The following is a 17,587-nucleotide window of genomic DNA, read 5'->3' as shown; positions in this document are numbered from 1 at the left end:
TTAGCCCTCCTTCAACATTTCATTCGCCAGCAATGTGGTTGCCTGCTGTTTCAACCGCTCGAAATCTGCCGGCGTCAGTGCTTCTAAATAGCGACCGGCTTTATGACTGTAGACTTCTTTCACCAAGTCATTCCAGTCATCGGTTTCCCAAGAGGAGATGGTTTTTTTCACCGGTTCCAGTAATGAATTCGGGACTACTAAATCTCGGATCTGCGGCCATTCAATTGCCGATATCCACACGAACGGTTCCATATCTTCATACTGTTCACGCAAAATATCGAGCCATTCCGATTCAGCTCTAGCCAAGTCTTTTGCAAGGCCTTCCGTCTGTTCCATCACTAACTCTATGACGACACTGCCCGTTTCAGCTGTCAGTTGATCAATCGCTTCCTGACAAGCAGCAATCCAGTCATCTGCGTATTCGATCCCTTTGCACGAAACAATCAATGAAGTGAATACAATATCTGATGTGCCTATAAATTTCATGGAAGTATTAGTAGAAGTCAATAAGACGTCATAAAAACCTTTACGTCCTTGTTCATTGCGATGACGGCCTTGAATATTGCCAGGATAGACAATCGGTGGTTCCTGCGATAAAACTTGGCGCTTATGAATATGGCCAAGCGCCCAGTAATGATAGTGCTTATCCTGTAATTCACTGACGGTAAACGGTGCATATACAGCGTGCACTGCATCTCCTGCCACACTTCCGTGTAAAAGACCGATATGTATTCCGTCAGTTGCTTCCGGATATTGCTTAATCATCGATTCTTTGACATGGCGTTGCGGGTAGCTGAAGCCGTGTAAATAAACTTTTTCATCACGGATCATCAATTGTTTTTGCTCTACTTGTTCAGAAAACACATGAACATTTTCGGGTAATGAAACTCTAGTCCACCTGCCTGCCAAGTGGTCATGATTTCCGTATGATAGATATACAGGAATGTTCACTTTTTGAAGTTGTTGCATACCTTGTTGGAAACGAATTTGCGCACGCAAACTACGGTCTTCACCGTCGTAAAGGTCACCGACAATAACAATAAAGTCCGGTCGTTCCTTGACTGCGTAGGCTATGAATCGGTCGAATGCGGCAAATGTAGACTGCTGCAATCTAGCTAGCTCTTCCGGTCCTGCTGCGGCCATGCCTTTAAAAGGGCTGTCCAAATGCAAGTCGGCTGTATGTAAAAAACGGATAGGTTCCATAGGTTGCACCTCTTCCACGAATACTCGTTCCTATTTTACCATATTCAATCAATCGAAGGGAAGGTGGATAAACAAAGCTTCTAGCAATGAATAAATGACGTGATACTTTGTGTTGAGGTGAGGATTTGCGCTCTAGGCGGACGCGTTCTGGAGGGGACGCGGTGAACCGACCAGTTCGTTGCACTCTCTTTGGTCGTCTCTCCTGTCGTCCTGATCCTTCCAGAGTCGCCGCCTGCCGCTCCAATCCCTACAATAGAAGTGGATGATACCTTTAGAAGTCCATTAAAGTTTAAGTTGTAATTAGATCTAGACAAGAATCCTAACATCACTTGACCAGTATTTGTATTTAAAACGAGTTCAAAAGCAACACTAAGTCACAATCTATCGCCAGTAAGTGATCCACATCCGTCCACTTTAAAAGTAGGATGGAGGCGGAAGATGGGGCGACTCCGGGAGGATCAGCACGATCAGGTGAGACAACCAAAGGGAGCAAAGCGAGCTGGTTGGCTCACCGCGTGCCCTCCGGAAAGCGTCCCCAGCTGGAGCCTCCATCCCTTCATAGTCACTAACTCCACTTACACTTGAACTTAAATCCATGCAAAAAAGAGTATCCCAAGAAGCACTGTGACTTCTCGGGACACTCTTCACATAAACCTATTCCTTTCCAAGCTGTATAGCCTTCTTCAAGTCCTTCAATGAACGAGATGGCCCATACATCAACACGCCACCACGGTACACCTTCGCACCGAACCAGCCAAGGATCAAGATAGTCAACACCATGATACCTATCGATAGCAACGGCTCCCATACAGGTAGGTCAAGCATGCCAACCCGAAGGAACATGACCAGCGGGGCGAAGAATGGGATGAACGACGCGATTTTCAAATAGCCCAACTCTGGATTCCCAAGCCCCGTTGCCGCGATTATGAAGGCCGCAACGATTAGCAAAGACATCGGCATAATCATTTGCTGAACGTCTTCTGTGCGGCTCACTAGCGAGCCTAGTAGCGCGGCTAGAGTAGCATAAAGGAAATAGCCTAGCAAGAAGAAAATCACAGCATAGACTAGCGTGCTTACTTGCAAGTTTTCAAGACTGAAAAATGCGGATAGCTCATGATCCTCTCCTTTGGAAGAAAGTCTATAAGCCAAAAATCCTGATACTGCATAGACCAGAATTTGCGCAATCCCGAGTGATCCGATTCCAAGCACTTTTGCAAACATATGCTTAACAGGTGATACGCTTGAGATAAGAATTTCCATCACGCGTGATGACTTTTCTGTCGCTACTTCCGTCGCAATCATCGATGAATAAATGATAACCGCAAAGTAAATGACGAACATCAATACATATACCAAGACACGAGCTTGGTTCAGCTCTTCCTCTGATTTGGCCGTATCGGAAATATTATGCTTTTCAAATTGAATCGGCGCAAACAACTCGGAAACTTGTTCACCGGATAGGGAGAGCTGATCAGCTTTCACTTCCGTTTGAATATTCTGCAATGCATCTTGTAGAGCTGAAGGCAAAAATTGATCTACCAAACTGCCCGTTGTATAAGAAGCTTGGATGGTTTGTTCAGCATCAAAACTCAATTCCATAAACGCTTCAATTTCTTCCGATTGGACTTTCTCTGACAACTGATCTTGTGAGTCTTCCGTCAGCTCCAATGAAATTCCTTGCTCATTTAGCTGAAGTTGTTCATGTAGCCGGTCAAACAATACACCACTCTCATCCACGACGAGTACACGGTCGTCTTCATCGCTGCCCATCATCTGACCGACCTTATCCATAATGCTCGGTAAATTCGCGAAGAGGAAAATTCCTGCCACCATAATAAGTGTCGTAATGAAAAATGACTTCGTTTTAGCTTTTGTTATAAAACTTTGTTTGAAAATAATCCAAAACTCACGCATTCTCATCCCCCACTTTCGCAATGAATATATCTTGCAAAGATGGTTCTTCTATTTCAAACTGACGAATCGGCCCCTTTAGCAATGCCGCTTGCAGCAACGTATGTGCCACTTGTTCATCCTCTACTTGAAACACTGCACCTTCCAATGAATGATGAGCGGTCGTTACACCTTCGATGCTTTCTAGCTCTAGTAAAGGGAAGTCTGCACGAATCCGGACATTTTGTTTGCCGAATGAACGTTTTACATCACGTAACTTTCCACTAACTAACTGTTTGCCATGATGAATAATGCTAAGCTGCTCACATAACTCTTCCACATGATCCATGCGGTGGCTAGAAAACAGGATTGTTGCCCCGCTATTACGGAAGTCAACGATCGCTTTTTTCAGCATCTCAACGTTCACCGGATCAAGTCCAGAGAACGGTTCATCCAAGATCAGCAATTGCGGATTATGTAATAATGCAGCAATGACTTGTATTTTTTGCTGATTCCCTTTGGATAACTCTTCTACCTTTTTATTCGTATTTTGTGGCACTTCGAAACGATCCAACCAATGAAGTGCGGCACTTTTCGCTGCTGACTTTTTCATTCCGCGTAGCTGTCCAAGAAAGATTAACTGATCCAGCACTTTCATTTTTGGATAAAGCCCCCGTTCTTCAGGTAGATATCCTATTAGTGGACTCGTCTCATACGATATCGTGCGTCCATTCCAAGAAATATTTCCTTCTGTCGGTGTTAATAATCCCAAAATCATTCGGAATGTAGTGGTCTTCCCAGCACCGTTTGCTCCAAGGAATCCGTACATCGTTCCTTGTTCAACCGTCAATGACAGCTGATCCACTGCTGTAAAATCGCCAAATCGCTTAGTTACCCGTTCCAATTCTAAGGCCATGCCCTTCATCTCCTTTACTAATCTCTCTATCTCGTTCTACGTTTCAACTGACAATATGTTTCATAATTATAAATATTCTTCTTAGACATTCTAACATTCAGTATCTTTCTTCGCTATAATTTACTGAATCATTATTCATTTCAATCATTTCATAGTATACTAAGTAAAAGATGATGGAGGCGATACAATGAAAACGTACAAACTTACAGCTTACGAAAAAGATGGTTCATTGATTACAGAAGAGACTTTCACTGCTGAATCTGATGACGCCGCAAAAGAACAAGGTCATCAGTTGCTGACAGAAAAAGATTTGCTCGAGCGAACGCACCGCCTAGCTTCCCCTCTTGGTAAACTATTATTATTCCATACGTGAACACATGACAAAATCTCTGTTTAGGAGATTTTGTTTTTTTATACGATGATCATCAACCTCAGGAAAATATATTGCGCACAATTTTACAAATATTTATAAAAATAGCACAAGATTTTTCAGGGATTTTGTGATACGCTATGGTCGTTGAGAAATCGTAGAAGGAAGTGACTCGTTTGAACATTGCTTTGATTGCGCATGATGAAAAAAAGGCTGAATTGGTCAATTTCACAATTGCTTACGAGCAGATTTTTGCTAAACATACTCTTTATGCAACGGGCACAACAGGATTACGCATCATGGAAGAAACTGATCTTTCTGTTACACGACTTATGTCGGGGCCGCTTGGTGGCGACCAACAGATGGGTGCTATGATCGCGACAGGTGGGCTTGATTTGATTTTATTTTTCAGGGATCCCTTGACTGCACAGCCACATGAACCTGATGTGAGCGCCTTACTTCGATTATGTGATGTCTATGGTATTCCACTCGCTACGAACTTAGCTTCAGCGGAGTTACTATTGCGCGCTATAGAAAAAGGCTATTTCTCATGGAGAGAAACAGCCGCCAAGTATCAATAATTCTATAAATATGTTCATAGATATAAATGAGACGCGCAGTGTTCATAGCGCGTCTTTTTGCATGTCATTTATCGGCCTGTGAAGCTCGGTTTTCTTTTCTCGACAAATGCCTGCACACCTTCGCGGTGATCCGTTGTGGAGCGCATGGCCGCTTGTGCTTCGCTTTCAAGTTTTAGTACTTGCTCGAGTTCTGCGATGCCCGCCACATGGAGTATTTTCTTTGTTGCTGCCATCGAAGCCGTTGGGGAGTTCAAGATTACTTGAGCACGTTGTTGTGCCGTGTTCCAAGCTTCACCGTCTGCTACCGCTTCATCCACGAGCCCAATATGCATGGCACTTTTTCCATCAAGTACTTTCCCCGACCAAATCAGTTGTTTAGCCCTGGCTGTACCTACGCGTTCTTTCAGGAAGAAGTGACCGCCACCGTCTGGTACGAGTCCGATACCGATGAAGTTCATAGCAATTTTACTTGACTCTTCCGCGATGACGACATCGCATGCAATCGCGATACTGCAACCTAACCCCGCTGCCGCACCGTGTACGGATGCAATTGTGATTTGTGGCATGCTGTACATAGATAATGCCAATCTCGATAAGTCTACCATGATGTCTTCCATTTTCATTGGACCATTCGGATTTAACATCGCTTTGACGTTACCGCCAGCAGAAAATGCTCGACCTGCCCCCTTGAACAGTACGACATGTACTGATGCGTTATCTTTTAGTTGATCTATGATATCTGCCAATTCTTTCATCATGACTCCGTCCATCGCGTTCATTACTTCCGGTTGGTTAAAAGTTACCGTCGCTAATCTTCCTTCAATTTCCACTTCGATCTGTTTTGTCAAAATCAATTCCCCCTTTGTATGAATGGTTGTTCATTCATTACATTATACACAATTACCAGAGCATTTGCATAACTTTAACAAAAAAAATCCCCTGCCACTTTTGCGACGGGGGAATCAGCATTACTTTATTGTTTCTGAGGACGGAAATAACTCTTCTAAATACGCTATTTTCTTATCGATAGCTTCTTCAAATCCTAATATATAGGCACCAGGTTCTTTCGGATTATGGAATTGCGTCAGCTTGCCTGTTGCCGGTTCCATGAATTTACTTGAAGCGCCGCAACCTAAACCGATAATGGTCTGCGCTTCTTCCATAATCAAAATGTTATAGAGACTTTCTTCACCTGGTTTTGAATATCCAACATTTTCAAGATTTCCTAAAATGTTTTTCTGGCGGTAAAGATAATACGGAATATAGCCGTTATCGCGTGACCATTCTTCTCCGCGTGTCATCATTTTTCCTACAGTTTCACGATCAGCTACTTGATACTTGTCTTTATTGCGTGTCATTTCAGACGCACGTTTAAACGACAAGGTATGGATCGTCAAAGATTCCGGCTGCATCTTTTCTGTTTCAGCTAATGAATGTTCAAATTCTTCAAGGCCTTCATTCGGTAAACCAATGATTAAGTCCATATTAATATTGCGCATGCCTTGCTCCCGAGACAACCAGTATTTATCGATTGTTTCCTGCACAGTGTGATGACGACCGATTGCTTTCAGCGTTTCATCCGTATAGGACTGTGGATTGACACTGATGCGATCTATGCCCCACTTCTTCAGTACTTCAAGTTTCGGTACCGTAATCGTATCGGGACGCCCTGCTTCCACCGTCACTTCACGAACATGTTCCATATATGGAAATGAGTCCATCATCGTTTGATAGAGCGCATCCATTTCATCTGCTTCAATAGACGTTGGTGTTCCGCCACCGAAATAAATTGTCGTGATGCGGATATCATGGTCTTTTAACCATTTACCCATTGCGCGCATTTCTTCATGCAAGCCATCAAGGAATGTTTCCACTCGTCCACTTTTCCGATGAATGGCATAGGCAGGGAACGTGCAATACGCACATTTTGTCGGACAAAACGGAATGCCAATATATATACTCACTTCTTCTTTCAATGAATATAAATCTGGCAATGCATTGAGTTGAACATCTGCAATTTTTGCAATCAATTCACTTTTTCGTACCGATACACGATGACGTTGCTGAAGCAATTGCTTCGCTTCATCGACCGTATGACCGTCTTGGCGATACATATGATACAACTTTGTAGGTCGGATTCCCGTTAGAATCCCCCATTCTTGATTCATTCCTGTCGCTTGCTCCAACACGTCTAGCAATACATGAGAATACATTCTTTTACGCTGACGTAATTGCTCGCGTTCTTCTGTTTCTTTTACCTCTTCGGCAAAACGTGACGTATAGTGCTTACCTTGCCACTGAATATCCGCTGTTACACTTGGCGTATCCTCGTATTCTTCGGTAAAGCGTAGCTCAATCGCCGTCTCATCTGCCTGATCCGTAACTATTTTAGATTGTTCAAAAAACAAATTGGCCAAATGTGTAAACATTCGGATCCAATCTTGGGGGAACTGTTGATTTACATGTAATTGCTGCATCGTTTTCTCCTACTCTCCATCTGTTGAAAAAAACCGGCCAAGGCCGGTTTCGATGTATCTATTAATTGAATCCTTCATATAAATCTTGAATCGGCTTCAATACTACACGGTTTACTTCTTCAATCAACTCGCTAAGCTTCATTTCAGCAGTCAGCATAGCCAAGATTTTCGGATCTTCTTGAGCAAGTTGTGCTGTTTTCTGTGCATGCTCCAGCTCGTCTCCTTCAATCTCTTCACCCGCCATTTGTTTCTGTTGCAAATTCATTTGGATTTCGCGGAAGCTTTCGAACAATGCACGTGCATGCTCGTCACCTTTCACATCGGCCATTGCTGTTTTCACCGCTATATACTCATCCGTCTTGCGTAAAGTAGATTCCAATTTGTTCATATCATCATAAATGTTTACTGACATACTATCTCCTCCTACAATCCATTTAGTGTAAGTGCAATAATCCCCTGCACAATTCCAATGATACCACCTAGAAATGCGCCTAGAACTGTAATCATTTTAAACTCTCTACGTGAAATACCGAGAACTAGATCTTCTAGAACCGCCACAGGGAACGTGTCTACCTGCTCTTTCACCAATTCATCCAGTTTTAGCTTCTTTAAAGATTGTTCAAGCTGCGCTTCTGCTTGTGCGAATAAAAAGCTAACAATCTGTGGTGTAACCTTATCAGCCGTCCATGTGGAACCTTGTGGCCAATAATGTGACAAGCTGTGATCGAGTCTTTCATGTAGTGCCAATTGATCGAGTGCATATTTTCTCACTGAAGCAAACACACTATCAAAATCGAATCCAGACGTCAACTGTTCCATCGGTTGTTGCTGAACGTTCTTCCACTCTTTCCAAATCAGCTTATCTAATAAATCTTTTGTTCCAGGTGCTTCTATAAATCGCAATGCTTCCCGTTGAACCTTGCCGACAAGCGACTCCGATTCTCCGAAAAACATATTGAGCATGCCGCCGAATGTTCCTTTTGAAGCCAAGAAATCATCAATCAGCTTTTGAAATGTCTGTCTTCCTTCTGCCGAATCAACAAATTGACTTGCGCGTAGTAGTACAAAGTCAGAAGCTGAAGGAATTCTTTCTTCGATTTGTTGTTGCCAACGAAGCGGCATGACTTCTTCCACTGTACCTGTTGTCACTTTCGCTTTCATCTCATTTAACTGATGATCGATCAGAGTGACCAACTTGTCTTCCACTTGTTCAGGAAGTTTGTCAGCACCCGCAAGCTTGAGCCAGTCATTCAACGTCTTATCTGATTGCAGGATGTATTTATCCATTTTACTTTGGACAAATGTTTCGACACGCTTTTCCATTCCAGGTGTCAACATCTTTTTCCGGAACAGGTCAGGTGTCAGCAAATAATTTGTCACCGTTTTACCAAGCTGAGTCGCCAATTCATTTCGGCGCTTCGGGATCAAGCCGGGTGTAAACGGCAAACGAGTTTTCCCAATGTATTTTGCTTCATGTGGTCTAAACAACATTTTAATCGCCAGATGATTCGTTACTCCACCAATTAATGCGCCAATAAACGCCATGAACAAAATAGTTAGCACTATTTTCAATCGCTTCACCTTATTCCACTTGGTCTTCGTTCCAATTATAACAAAAACCAGCTGAATGAAAAGCAATTAGAGGCGGAGATTTCTGACTTTACATTTGATAGCCGTTCAGGTACGTTGCAAGTAGAGTATTACTGACTATGATCCTACGTTTTCACACACCGACAAAGGAGGCGCACATTTCATTGAAGAAAGAAATGATCGACCATTTGGGAAGAACCGTTGTATATAATTTCCCACCTAAACGAATCGTCACATTATGTCCTGGTATTACGGAAACATTATTTGGAATTGGACTTGAGAAAGAAATTGTTGGACGCACACGATATTGTATATATCCTGAACAGGCCAAGAACGTTCCCGCAGTTGCAGGAACGAAAGATTTAAAGTTGGAAAAGATACATGAAGTCCAACCTGATTTAATTATTATGGAAAAAGAAGAAAACACAAAAGAGATGGTCGAAATTCTTTCCGAGTTCTATCCGGTATATGTAGCGGAAGTGCAGACGATCGAAGAAGCTTATAGAATGATTACCGATATGGGATTGTTGACTGATCGTGAGCAACAGTCAGAGTCTCTTGTCACGGAAATCAAGCAAGCATTCACGGCACTCCCCACTCTTCCTGCTGCGCGAGTTGCTTATGTCATTTGGCAAAAACCGTATATGGTTGCCGGCAAAGACACCTATATCAACTCGTTGTTACAAGAACTCGGTTTCATCACACCTTTTGCAGAATCAACTGACCGCTATCCAGCTCTAACGGAAGAACAATTCAAGGAAGCCAATCTAGATTTAGTATTGCTATCATCTGAACCCTATCCATTTAAAGATAAACAACAAGTTCAGTTCCAAGAAATGTTACCCGATTCAGCGATCCAGCTAATTGATGGCGAAATGTTTTGGTATGGGGTTCGAATGCTTGAAGGTGCCAAGTATTTCAAACACATTTCTTTCGACGTTTGATTTAATTTGCTCCATTGAATATGGTAGACATTCGAATCGCATGCTCCATATCATCATGTAACGCAATGAAAATTGGATCGTATGCCTCTTCAAAAGGAATCGTCAAAAACATTTCCTTACATTGTTCTACTGCTTCAAGTTCATAAACTAACGCATTTTTGGCTGATTCTTTCAAATTCGTACAAGGCGCTGGTTTTTTCGGATTTGGCACAAACTCTTTCGTCATTATATAATGCAACTGCTGAAACATCTCGTAATGACTTTTTTCATCCTCATACGCATGGCGAATGAATTCCTGCCATAGCAAATCAGTCGTCAGCTGATACATGGACTTATAATAAAAATACGACTTATACTTTTCCTCGACTGCATTACGTAGTTGAGTAACAAACACACACTCATCCTTTCGTTCCTTTTGGTCAGTTTATGAAACGAACGAACAGGATATCACTACTGGCACAATAAAGGAGAAAACAAGATGCTACAACACTTCAGTCATAAAAAAATGTTCGAAGACACTGATCTACCAGGCTGGACCATCTCATTCTATTATCAAAACAAACAATACAAAGGCGATTACCATAAAGACGGCACGATTAATTGGACAAACGGCACACCGCCAGACGAAGAAAAAGTATTATTAATGGTCCATGACCTCATGACTTTCCACGTCTATGAATGAGATCCTCCAAAATCGACCATCCTCTAACTAGAGGAGGTGCTTTTATGGGCAAAGAGCAATCAAAAGGCAAACAACAGTTAGAAAAAGAGCGTTTAAAGGTACAAAACCAAAAAACTGAAAACGTCTTTGAAGACAAAAGCCGCATCCCCAACGAACAAAATGCCTTTAAAGAAACTCAACCACAGTACGGCGAGTAAAATTATTGCCTAAGACTGAAGACACTGTCCCTGTAAAAAGGACTTGGTCTTCAGTCTTTTTTAAAAGAATTTTAAAGATTTGAAAAAACAACAAAATTAATCAGAAGTGGAAGCTAATTTCTCCGTGTGGCGGTGTTACCACGTCCCCCACCATTCTATATATCGACACATTATGTATCCCTAAAACGATTTTTTTCCGTTCTATAAGCAAATCGAATTGTAATTTCTCTATAAATAAATTATTATAAAAGATAACTAACTTTACTTTACAGGAGGTGTACGCTTTGTTCTTTTCCCTCATCTGGGTTAAGTGCGAAGCTATTATTTGGATATTGCCATACGATTGGCAGCATTTGCTGCCTTGATCGCAATCACCGCTTTTTTTGTCGCGTGTGAATTCGCAATCGTGAAAGTCCGCTCATCACGTCTCGACCAATTAATTGTCGAAGGCAATCAACGAGCGGTTCTTTCAAAAAAAATTGCCGATAATTTAGATGAATATTTATCCGCTTGTCAGCTCGGAATTACGATTTCGGCACTTGGCCTAGGTATGCTCGGGGAACCTACAGTCCGCATGATGCTAGCTCCCATTTTCGAAATGTTTATGCTCGATGCCAATGTCGAAACCATTCTTTCATTTACTATCGCTTTAGCGATCGTTACCTATTTGCATGTCGTGGTAGGAGAACTAGCTCCAAAAACCATCGCATTGCATAAGGCGGAAGAATTATCCTTATCCCTAGCCGTCCCACTGAATCTATTTTACCGTCTTATGTACCCGATCATTAAAGGAATGAACGGATCGGCACGTCTTGTTACACGATTGCTAGGCTTCAAATCCATTTCCGAATTAGAAGTAGGTCATACAGAGGAAGAATTGCGTATTATCTTATCCGATAGTTTGCGAAGCGGTGAAATCAATCAAGCAGAGTACAAATACGTCAATCGTATTTTCGAGTTTGATGATCGAGTCGCAAAGGAAATTATGCTTCCACGAACAGAAATGATGACAGTCGATAAAGAAATGACGTTATCCGAAGTTTTTGAATTACTTGGTGTAGAACAGTTTACGCGTTATCCAATTATCGACGGGGATAAAGATCACGTCATTGGACTCATCAACATGAAACATTTACTGACGGCCTATATTAAAGATCCGTCAAATGGTAGTAAATCGGTCATCAATTACATGCAACCAATTATCCGAGTCATCGAAACCATTCCAATTGGAGATTTACTATTGAAGATCCAACGCGAACGTATTCATATGGCCGTCCTCCTGGATGAATATGGAGGAACTTCAGGTCTAGTCACCATTGAAGATATATTGGAAGAAATTGTTGGTGAAATCCGCGATGAGTTCGATATGGATGAACTACCTGAACTTCAGATTGTGGGTCCAGACCACTATATTTTAGATGCTAAAATGCTGATTGAAAACGTCAATCACGCATTGAACATTGAGATTCTTGAAGAAGATATCGATACGATCGGTGGTTGGTTCATGGATCAACGATTTGAAGCTATTCAAGGAGAAAAGATTATCGAACAAGGATATGAATTTACTGTCAAAGAAGTAGACGGTAACCACATTCTTTACTTAGAAGCAAAAAAACAACCTCCCGACATAGCAACTAATGAAGCTACCGATTCGTCCAAATAAAGCTTTCCCGCTTAAACGGGAAAGCTTTTATCTATTATCTAATTGTAAGGAGATGCTTCATGAATAAAAAACAGGAAAACTGGTTTCTCTCTATATGGGCCGTCGCGCTAATCGCTACTCTCGGCTCTTTGTATTTCTCAGAAATCAAAGGCTACACACCTTGTACGATGTGCTGGTATCAACGGATTTTTATGTATCCTATTGTATTAATCGGTTTAATCGCACTCATTCAGAAAAATATTTCCATTGTCTGGACTACTGCTTCGTTCGCTTTTATTGGAGGCTGTATCTCTCTTTACCATTACGGTATTCAGAAACTGGCTTTCTTACAAGACAGTGCGCCTGAATGTGGCGGGGCTTCTTGTACAGGTGCTTACATCAATTATTTCGGATTTATCACGATTCCTTTTCTAGCATTGATAGCATTCGCTTTTATTTTCATCGCAAGTCTTGTAATCTTGAAACAGACAAAGGAGTGAAACACATTGAAAAAATTATTAGCTATTGGTGGAATTATTGTCGTGATCTTTGTTTTGATCATCGTCCTCAATAATAAATCCAATGAGACAAAACTGGCTGACAATCCGTACGGTACAAATAATCTACAACAATCCACAATTGATTTATTAGACAATGAAAATTATCAGAACGTCGCACTTCCTGAAGATATCTTCAAAAAAATTGAAAGTGGCGAGCCAACAACCGTTTACTACTTCAGTCCGGAATGCCCGCACTGTATGGATATGACTCCGCGTTTGATGCCGATTGCAGACGAATATAATGCACATGTCTATCAGTATAATCTGCTGGAGTATGAAGATCAGATAAAACAGGAATACGATATTACAGCATGGCCTACTCTAGTCCACTATAAAGATGGAAAAGAACAAGGCAGAACAGTTGGCTCACAGCCTGACGATCAAATTAGAGCATTCTTTGACGAATTCGAAAGCAACTAAGGAGACTACGTAGATGACAAGTTTTCATTATACGACTGAACAAACTGGCGAAACGATTGAAAAATTACTAAGAGAAAAATGGCAAGGTGGTAAGAAATCGGTTCACCAAATGCGCATGGATAAAAGTGTGACGGATACAGAAGGACAACCAGTGGAATGGAAAGAACCCCTTCCCGAAGGTACGGAACTGATCTTCGGTTTCACTGATGCGCAGTCTTCATACAAACCGGAACCTTCCGACTCCTTGCGTGTACTATGGGAAGACGAGCATATACTTGCGGTATTCAAGCCTGCTGGAGTATCCGTACACCCAGAACATTTACCGGGTACTGGCACATTGATGAACGAAGTCATGGGCTATATTGAAGCAAAAGGCGGCACCTATGCAGAGCATATCCACCGATTGGATCAGCATACGGCTGGTGTTTTACTGATCGCCAAACATCCACTAGCGAAAACTATGTTCGACCGGATGTTGGAACAGAATCAAATCGAACGATATTATACGGCTGAACTTGAAGGTCAGCTAAGAAAACCGCGTGGCTCGATTAATATGCCAATCGGTAAAGATCGCTATCATGCAACAAAACGCCGAGTATCCCCTTCCGGCCAATCCGCTATCACGCATTTCAAGGTGCTTGAACGTAAACCGGATACTACACTTGTTGAAGCGCAGTTGGAGACAGGAAGAACACATCAAATCCGTGTCCACTTCTCCCATCTAGGTCACCCTGTAGTCGGAGACCAGCTATATGGCAGCGAGACGATGTCAAGAGGGCCATATAAGCTAGTCGCGACAAAGGTCGCTTTCACACATCCAATTACATCAGAAATGATTGTAGTGGAAACTGAATAATTTATTAAAAAGAGCTGTCCAAGAGGTCGTAGAGACCACTTGTGACAGCTCTTTTTCATTTCTGTTTAGATTAGTTGGAAAGTAGGTTGTGACTTATAATCTGATGAGCATTTGAATTTGAATCTAATGATGTTTAGAGACAAATTCATTCACACACTAACAACAGCTACATATCGTTATCTTAAAAGTTGTCCACTTCTTTTCATCTCGATCTTTTTATTTCAATAGATTGACTTAAAACGAATCCGGATCCATACCTGTCCGTTCATCGCGGTTTAACGCATCGATCATCGCCATATCCGAAAGTGTTAATGTAAAATCAGCCACTTCACTATTTTCTTGAATACGGTCAAATGACACGGACTTCGGAATGACGATCAATCCATTCTGGATATGCCATCTGATGATGACCTGCGCTACAGTCTTCCCGTGCTGCGCAGCGATTGCAGTGAGTGTTGCATCTTCAAGAATTTGCCCTCTAGCTAGAGGACTCCAAGAAGTTACCGCAATTTGATGCTCACTGCAAAACTGCCGCAACGGCTCTTGTGTCAAACGAGGATGAAGTTCTATTTGATTCACCATAGGACGAATATTGGCAATCGTAAATATCTCTTGTAAATGTGCTTTATGATGATTGGAAACACCAGTAGATCGAATCAGTTTTTCATCATACAGTCTTTCAATCGCACGATATGTATCCACATAACTTCCGGTAACAGGCCAATGTGTCAAATATAAGTCTAGGTAATTCATATCCAATCTAGTTAATGTACGCTCGAATGCACGCAGTGTTTCATCATATCCTTGGTCATCATTCCATACCTTTGATGTCACGAATAAGTCTTCACGCGCGATACCGGAGTGACGGATTGCTTCCCCCACAGCTTGTTCATTATCATAAATAGATGCTGTATCTATAGCGCGATAGCCTAGTGAAACCGCTTTCTCGACGGCTAGCATAGTTTGCTCAGGTTCTGTCATTTTATAGGTTCCTAAACCGAACTGTGGCATTTGCACGCCGTTGCTCAGTATAACCATCTGATCAAAAATCGTTGACATAAAAAATCCTCCTTATATAAAGTCATAGTGTAATTGTACATTATTTTACAGAATTTACGAATGCTTTTTCGATATAACAGGTTGATTTCTTCTGAAAAAACGAATATTATTGTCTATGGACTTTATTATGTTCGTAATTTAAGGAGAGAATACAAAGTGTTTCAATTAAAGAAAAATCAAACGACTGTCAAAACGGAATTACTCGCTGGAATGACTACTTTCCTGACGATGGTCTATATCGTCATCGTCAATCCCATTATTCTATCGGAAGCCGGGGTTCCATTTGACCAAGTCTTTTTAGCCACTATTATAGCCACTGTCATCGGTACGCTATGGATGGCCTTATTCGCTAATTACCCAATCGCTATTGCACCAGGTATGGGCTTGAATGCATACTTTGCTTCAGTCGTCATCGGATCAAACGGTCAACTTGACTATTTAGCAGCTTTTTCTGCGGTCTTTATAGCAGGTCTGATTTTCGTATTATTATCGATGACTTCTTTCCGGGAAAAGCTAATAGAAGGAATTCCCGAAAATCTTAAACATGGTATCACAGCCGGAATTGGATTGTTTATCGCATTCATCGGGATGCGATTATCGGGATTAGTAGTACCACATGAGTCCAACATCGTGCAGCTAGGTGAACTCACCTCGCCTGCTGTATTGCTGACATTGTTCGGATTACTAGTGACGATTATTCTAATGAACCGCAACGTCTATGGGGCTATTTTCATTGGAATGATTGCAACAGGTATTGTCGCATTCTTCACGAAGCAGTTACAATTCAATGGTGTTGTGAAGATGCCTCACCTACCTGAAGGAATTCTTGTATGGAATCCTGCACAGGCCATGGAAGATGTAATTTCATACGGTTTATACGGTGTCGTACTATCATTTTTACTCGTTACTTTGTTTGATACAACGGGAACAATGATCGGCGTAGCCAAGCAAGCAGGACTCATGAAAGGTAATTCCTTACCTCGTGCACGCCATGCGCTTCTAGCTGACTCAGTAGCCGCCACAGTCGGGTCAATGGTCGGAACTAGCCCGACATCCGCATACGTCGAGTCGTCCTCTGGCGTAGCTGTAGGCGGTCGTACAGGGTTGACTACATTAACAGTTGCAGTGCTATTCATAGCTGCAGCATTTTTCAGTCCGATCGTCAGCGCTTTATCCGGCGTCGCGGCCATTACGGCCCCCGCTTTGATTATTGTAGGCAGTTTGATGATCGGCGCGGTGAAAAATATCGACTGGGATTCATTCGACGAATCATTCCCAGCATTTCTAGTTATTTTGACGATGCCGCTTACATCAAGTATTGCGACAGGTATCGCACTTGGGTTCATCACATACCCGTTACTGAAGATTACAAAGGGAAAAGGCAAGCAAGTTCCCATATTGATGTATATCTTCGCGGTACTGTTCACTTATCAGTTGCTATTCCTACCTCATTAAGATTTGTTCGTAACCTGTCACATAAAATGACGAAGATTATTTCATTTATATAATTTTTACGGTATACTGTATGAAGGACTATTGATTTCATAGGAGGTACAAACAATGAGACTAATTCTAATTATGGCCGTTTGTTTTGCATTCTTATCTGCAATCTTGACTGGCGGATATGATAATAAGCCAGGCGAATCAAAGACGAATCAAATGAAGTAAATAGAAAAGGGATTGGCCATGAGCCAATCCCCTTTTTTTATACATTACGTTAAATGTGCAAATTTCTGTTGACGAAGTGCTTCATAAATGAGGATTGCAGCAGTATTCGACAAGTTCAATGAACGAATATGCTCATCGTTCATCGGTACGCGCAAACAACTCTCTTTATACTTCTCTGTTATTTCATTTGGCAAGCCGGTAGTCTCTTTTCCAAACACAAAGAAAATGTCTTTACCGGTATCCGAATAATCGAACGTATCATAGCTCGTCTCACCGAATTTTGTAATGAAATAAAACTCGCCTTCCGGATATGCGTCTATAAACTCTTGGATCCCCTCGTGATACGTGATATCCACATGCTCCCAGTAATCCAGTCCAGCACGTTTTAACATTTTATCTTCAGTAGAAAAACCAAGCGGCTTTATTAAATGGAGCGCAGTATCAGTACCCGCACAAGTACGTGAAATGTTTCCTGTGTTCGCAGGAATTTGTGGTTCGAATAATGCAACGTGAATCGTCATCTTACTACCTT

The 17,587-nt window shown here is 41.8% G+C and carries 20 protein-coding genes; 10 read left to right on the top strand and 10 right to left on the bottom strand.

Annotated features, from left to right (window positions below; translation table 11 throughout):
• The 3 genes from CSV72_RS14415 to CSV72_RS14405 form a co-directional block, all read right to left on the bottom strand.
• Positions 1-1,203 carry a metallophosphoesterase family protein gene (locus CSV72_RS14415; RefSeq protein ID WP_099678928.1) on the bottom strand — a complete coding sequence of 401 codons (1,203 nt, stop codon included), beginning with the start codon at positions 1,201-1,203 and terminating at the stop codon, positions 1-3.
• Positions 1,204-1,857: 654 nt separating this feature from the next.
• The gene (locus CSV72_RS14410) at positions 1,858-3,117 is read right to left on the bottom strand and encodes an ABC transporter permease (protein ID WP_099678927.1); all 1,260 of its coding nucleotides are present in this window, start codon (positions 3,115-3,117) and stop codon (positions 1,858-1,860) included.
• Positions 3,110-4,009, bottom strand: a complete 900-nt coding sequence (locus CSV72_RS14405) for an ABC transporter ATP-binding protein (protein ID WP_099678926.1) — start codon at positions 4,007-4,009, stop codon at positions 3,110-3,112. Before CSV72_RS14405 ends, CSV72_RS14410 begins: the two co-directional genes overlap by 8 nt.
• A gap of 187 nt (positions 4,010-4,196) precedes the next feature.
• Between CSV72_RS14405 and CSV72_RS14400 the strand changes: the two genes are divergently transcribed.
• Together CSV72_RS14400 and mgsA are read left to right on the top strand one after the other, a co-directional pair.
• Positions 4,197-4,382, top strand: a complete 186-nt coding sequence (locus CSV72_RS14400; RefSeq protein WP_029054126.1) for a YhzD family protein — start codon at positions 4,197-4,199, stop codon at positions 4,380-4,382.
• Between the two features lie 164 nt (positions 4,383-4,546).
• Positions 4,547-4,960, top strand: coding sequence for a methylglyoxal synthase (mgsA, locus tag CSV72_RS14395; RefSeq protein WP_099635359.1), 414 nt, complete (start codon positions 4,547-4,549; stop codon positions 4,958-4,960).
• 68 nt (positions 4,961-5,028) lie between these two features.
• Here the strand turns inward: mgsA and CSV72_RS14390 are convergent, their stop codons facing one another.
• The 4 genes from CSV72_RS14390 to CSV72_RS14375 all read right to left on the bottom strand — a co-directional run bounded on the left by CSV72_RS14390 (position 5,029) and on the right by CSV72_RS14375 (position 9,018).
• Complete coding sequence (locus CSV72_RS14390) at positions 5,029-5,814, bottom strand: enoyl-CoA hydratase (RefSeq protein ID WP_099678925.1); 786 nt, start codon at positions 5,812-5,814, stop codon at positions 5,029-5,031.
• 114 nt (positions 5,815-5,928) lie between these two features.
• Positions 5,929-7,437, bottom strand: a complete 1,509-nt coding sequence (locus CSV72_RS14385; RefSeq protein WP_099678924.1) for a coproporphyrinogen III oxidase — start codon at positions 7,435-7,437, stop codon at positions 5,929-5,931.
• Positions 7,438-7,498: 61 nt separating this feature from the next.
• The gene (locus CSV72_RS14380) at positions 7,499-7,849 is read right to left on the bottom strand and encodes a YlbF/YmcA family competence regulator (RefSeq protein WP_099678923.1); all 351 of its coding nucleotides are present in this window, start codon (positions 7,847-7,849) and stop codon (positions 7,499-7,501) included.
• A gap of 11 nt (positions 7,850-7,860) precedes the next feature.
• Positions 7,861-9,018, bottom strand: coding sequence for a DUF445 domain-containing protein (locus CSV72_RS14375; protein ID WP_099678922.1), 1,158 nt, complete (start codon positions 9,016-9,018; stop codon positions 7,861-7,863).
• A 173-nt stretch (positions 9,019-9,191) separates the two neighbouring features.
• On the opposite strand from CSV72_RS14375, the gene CSV72_RS14370 reads away from it, so the two are divergent.
• Positions 9,192-9,971: a helical backbone metal receptor gene (locus tag CSV72_RS14370; protein WP_099678921.1), complete on the top strand. Its 780-nt coding sequence runs from the start codon at positions 9,192-9,194 to the stop codon at positions 9,969-9,971.
• A 1-nt stretch (position 9,972) separates the two neighbouring features.
• Here CSV72_RS14370 and CSV72_RS14365 read toward each other — a convergent pair whose 3' ends face one another.
• Positions 9,973-10,365, bottom strand: coding sequence for a ferritin family protein (locus CSV72_RS14365; protein WP_099678920.1), 393 nt, complete (start codon positions 10,363-10,365; stop codon positions 9,973-9,975).
• A gap of 84 nt (positions 10,366-10,449) precedes the next feature.
• Here CSV72_RS14365 and CSV72_RS14360 point away from each other — a divergent pair, with 84 nt between their 5' ends.
• The 6 genes from CSV72_RS14360 (at position 10,450) to CSV72_RS14340 (ending at position 14,328) form a co-directional block, all read left to right on the top strand.
• Positions 10,450-10,653, top strand: a complete 204-nt coding sequence (locus CSV72_RS14360) for a YheE family protein (RefSeq protein WP_099678919.1) — start codon at positions 10,450-10,452, stop codon at positions 10,651-10,653.
• Positions 10,654-10,697: 44 nt separating this feature from the next.
• Positions 10,698-10,850 (top strand): hypothetical protein, encoded by a 153-nt coding sequence (locus tag CSV72_RS16790; protein WP_158232229.1) that lies wholly within the window; start codon positions 10,698-10,700, stop codon positions 10,848-10,850.
• 325 nt (positions 10,851-11,175) lie between these two features.
• Positions 11,176-12,513: a hemolysin family protein gene (locus CSV72_RS14355; protein WP_199170115.1), complete on the top strand. Its 1,338-nt coding sequence runs from the start codon at positions 11,176-11,178 to the stop codon at positions 12,511-12,513.
• A 59-nt stretch (positions 12,514-12,572) separates the two neighbouring features.
• Positions 12,573-12,992: a disulfide oxidoreductase gene (locus CSV72_RS14350; protein WP_099678918.1), complete on the top strand. Its 420-nt coding sequence runs from the start codon at positions 12,573-12,575 to the stop codon at positions 12,990-12,992.
• 6 nt (positions 12,993-12,998) lie between these two features.
• The gene (locus CSV72_RS14345; RefSeq protein ID WP_099678917.1) at positions 12,999-13,472 is read left to right on the top strand and encodes a thioredoxin family protein; all 474 of its coding nucleotides are present in this window, start codon (positions 12,999-13,001) and stop codon (positions 13,470-13,472) included.
• A gap of 13 nt (positions 13,473-13,485) precedes the next feature.
• On the top strand, positions 13,486-14,328 hold the full coding sequence (locus CSV72_RS14340; RefSeq protein WP_099678916.1) for an RluA family pseudouridine synthase: 843 nt from the start codon (positions 13,486-13,488) through the stop codon (positions 14,326-14,328).
• A 234-nt stretch (positions 14,329-14,562) separates the two neighbouring features.
• On the opposite strand, the gene CSV72_RS14335 is transcribed toward CSV72_RS14340, so the two are convergent.
• The gene (locus tag CSV72_RS14335; RefSeq protein ID WP_099678915.1) at positions 14,563-15,387 is read right to left on the bottom strand and encodes an aldo/keto reductase; all 825 of its coding nucleotides are present in this window, start codon (positions 15,385-15,387) and stop codon (positions 14,563-14,565) included.
• Positions 15,388-15,543: 156 nt separating this feature from the next.
• Between CSV72_RS14335 and CSV72_RS14330 the strand changes: the two genes are divergently transcribed.
• Positions 15,544-16,842, top strand: coding sequence for an NCS2 family permease (locus tag CSV72_RS14330; RefSeq protein WP_099678914.1), 1,299 nt, complete (start codon positions 15,544-15,546; stop codon positions 16,840-16,842).
• A 257-nt stretch (positions 16,843-17,099) separates the two neighbouring features.
• Here CSV72_RS14330 and trmL read toward each other — a convergent pair whose 3' ends face one another.
• Complete coding sequence (gene trmL, locus CSV72_RS14325; RefSeq protein ID WP_099678913.1) at positions 17,100-17,576, bottom strand: tRNA (uridine(34)/cytosine(34)/5-carboxymethylaminomethyluridine(34)-2'-O)-methyltransferase TrmL; 477 nt, start codon at positions 17,574-17,576, stop codon at positions 17,100-17,102.
• Positions 17,577-17,587: the final 11 nt, after the last annotated feature.

Origin of the sequence: Sporosarcina sp. P20a (assembly GCF_002743175.1) — a bacterium.
Classification (GTDB): Bacteria; Bacillota; Bacilli; order Bacillales_A; family Planococcaceae; genus Sporosarcina.
The sequence above is the reverse complement of the archived record's forward strand: the minus strand, read 5'-3'. Positions and strand labels throughout refer to the sequence as shown.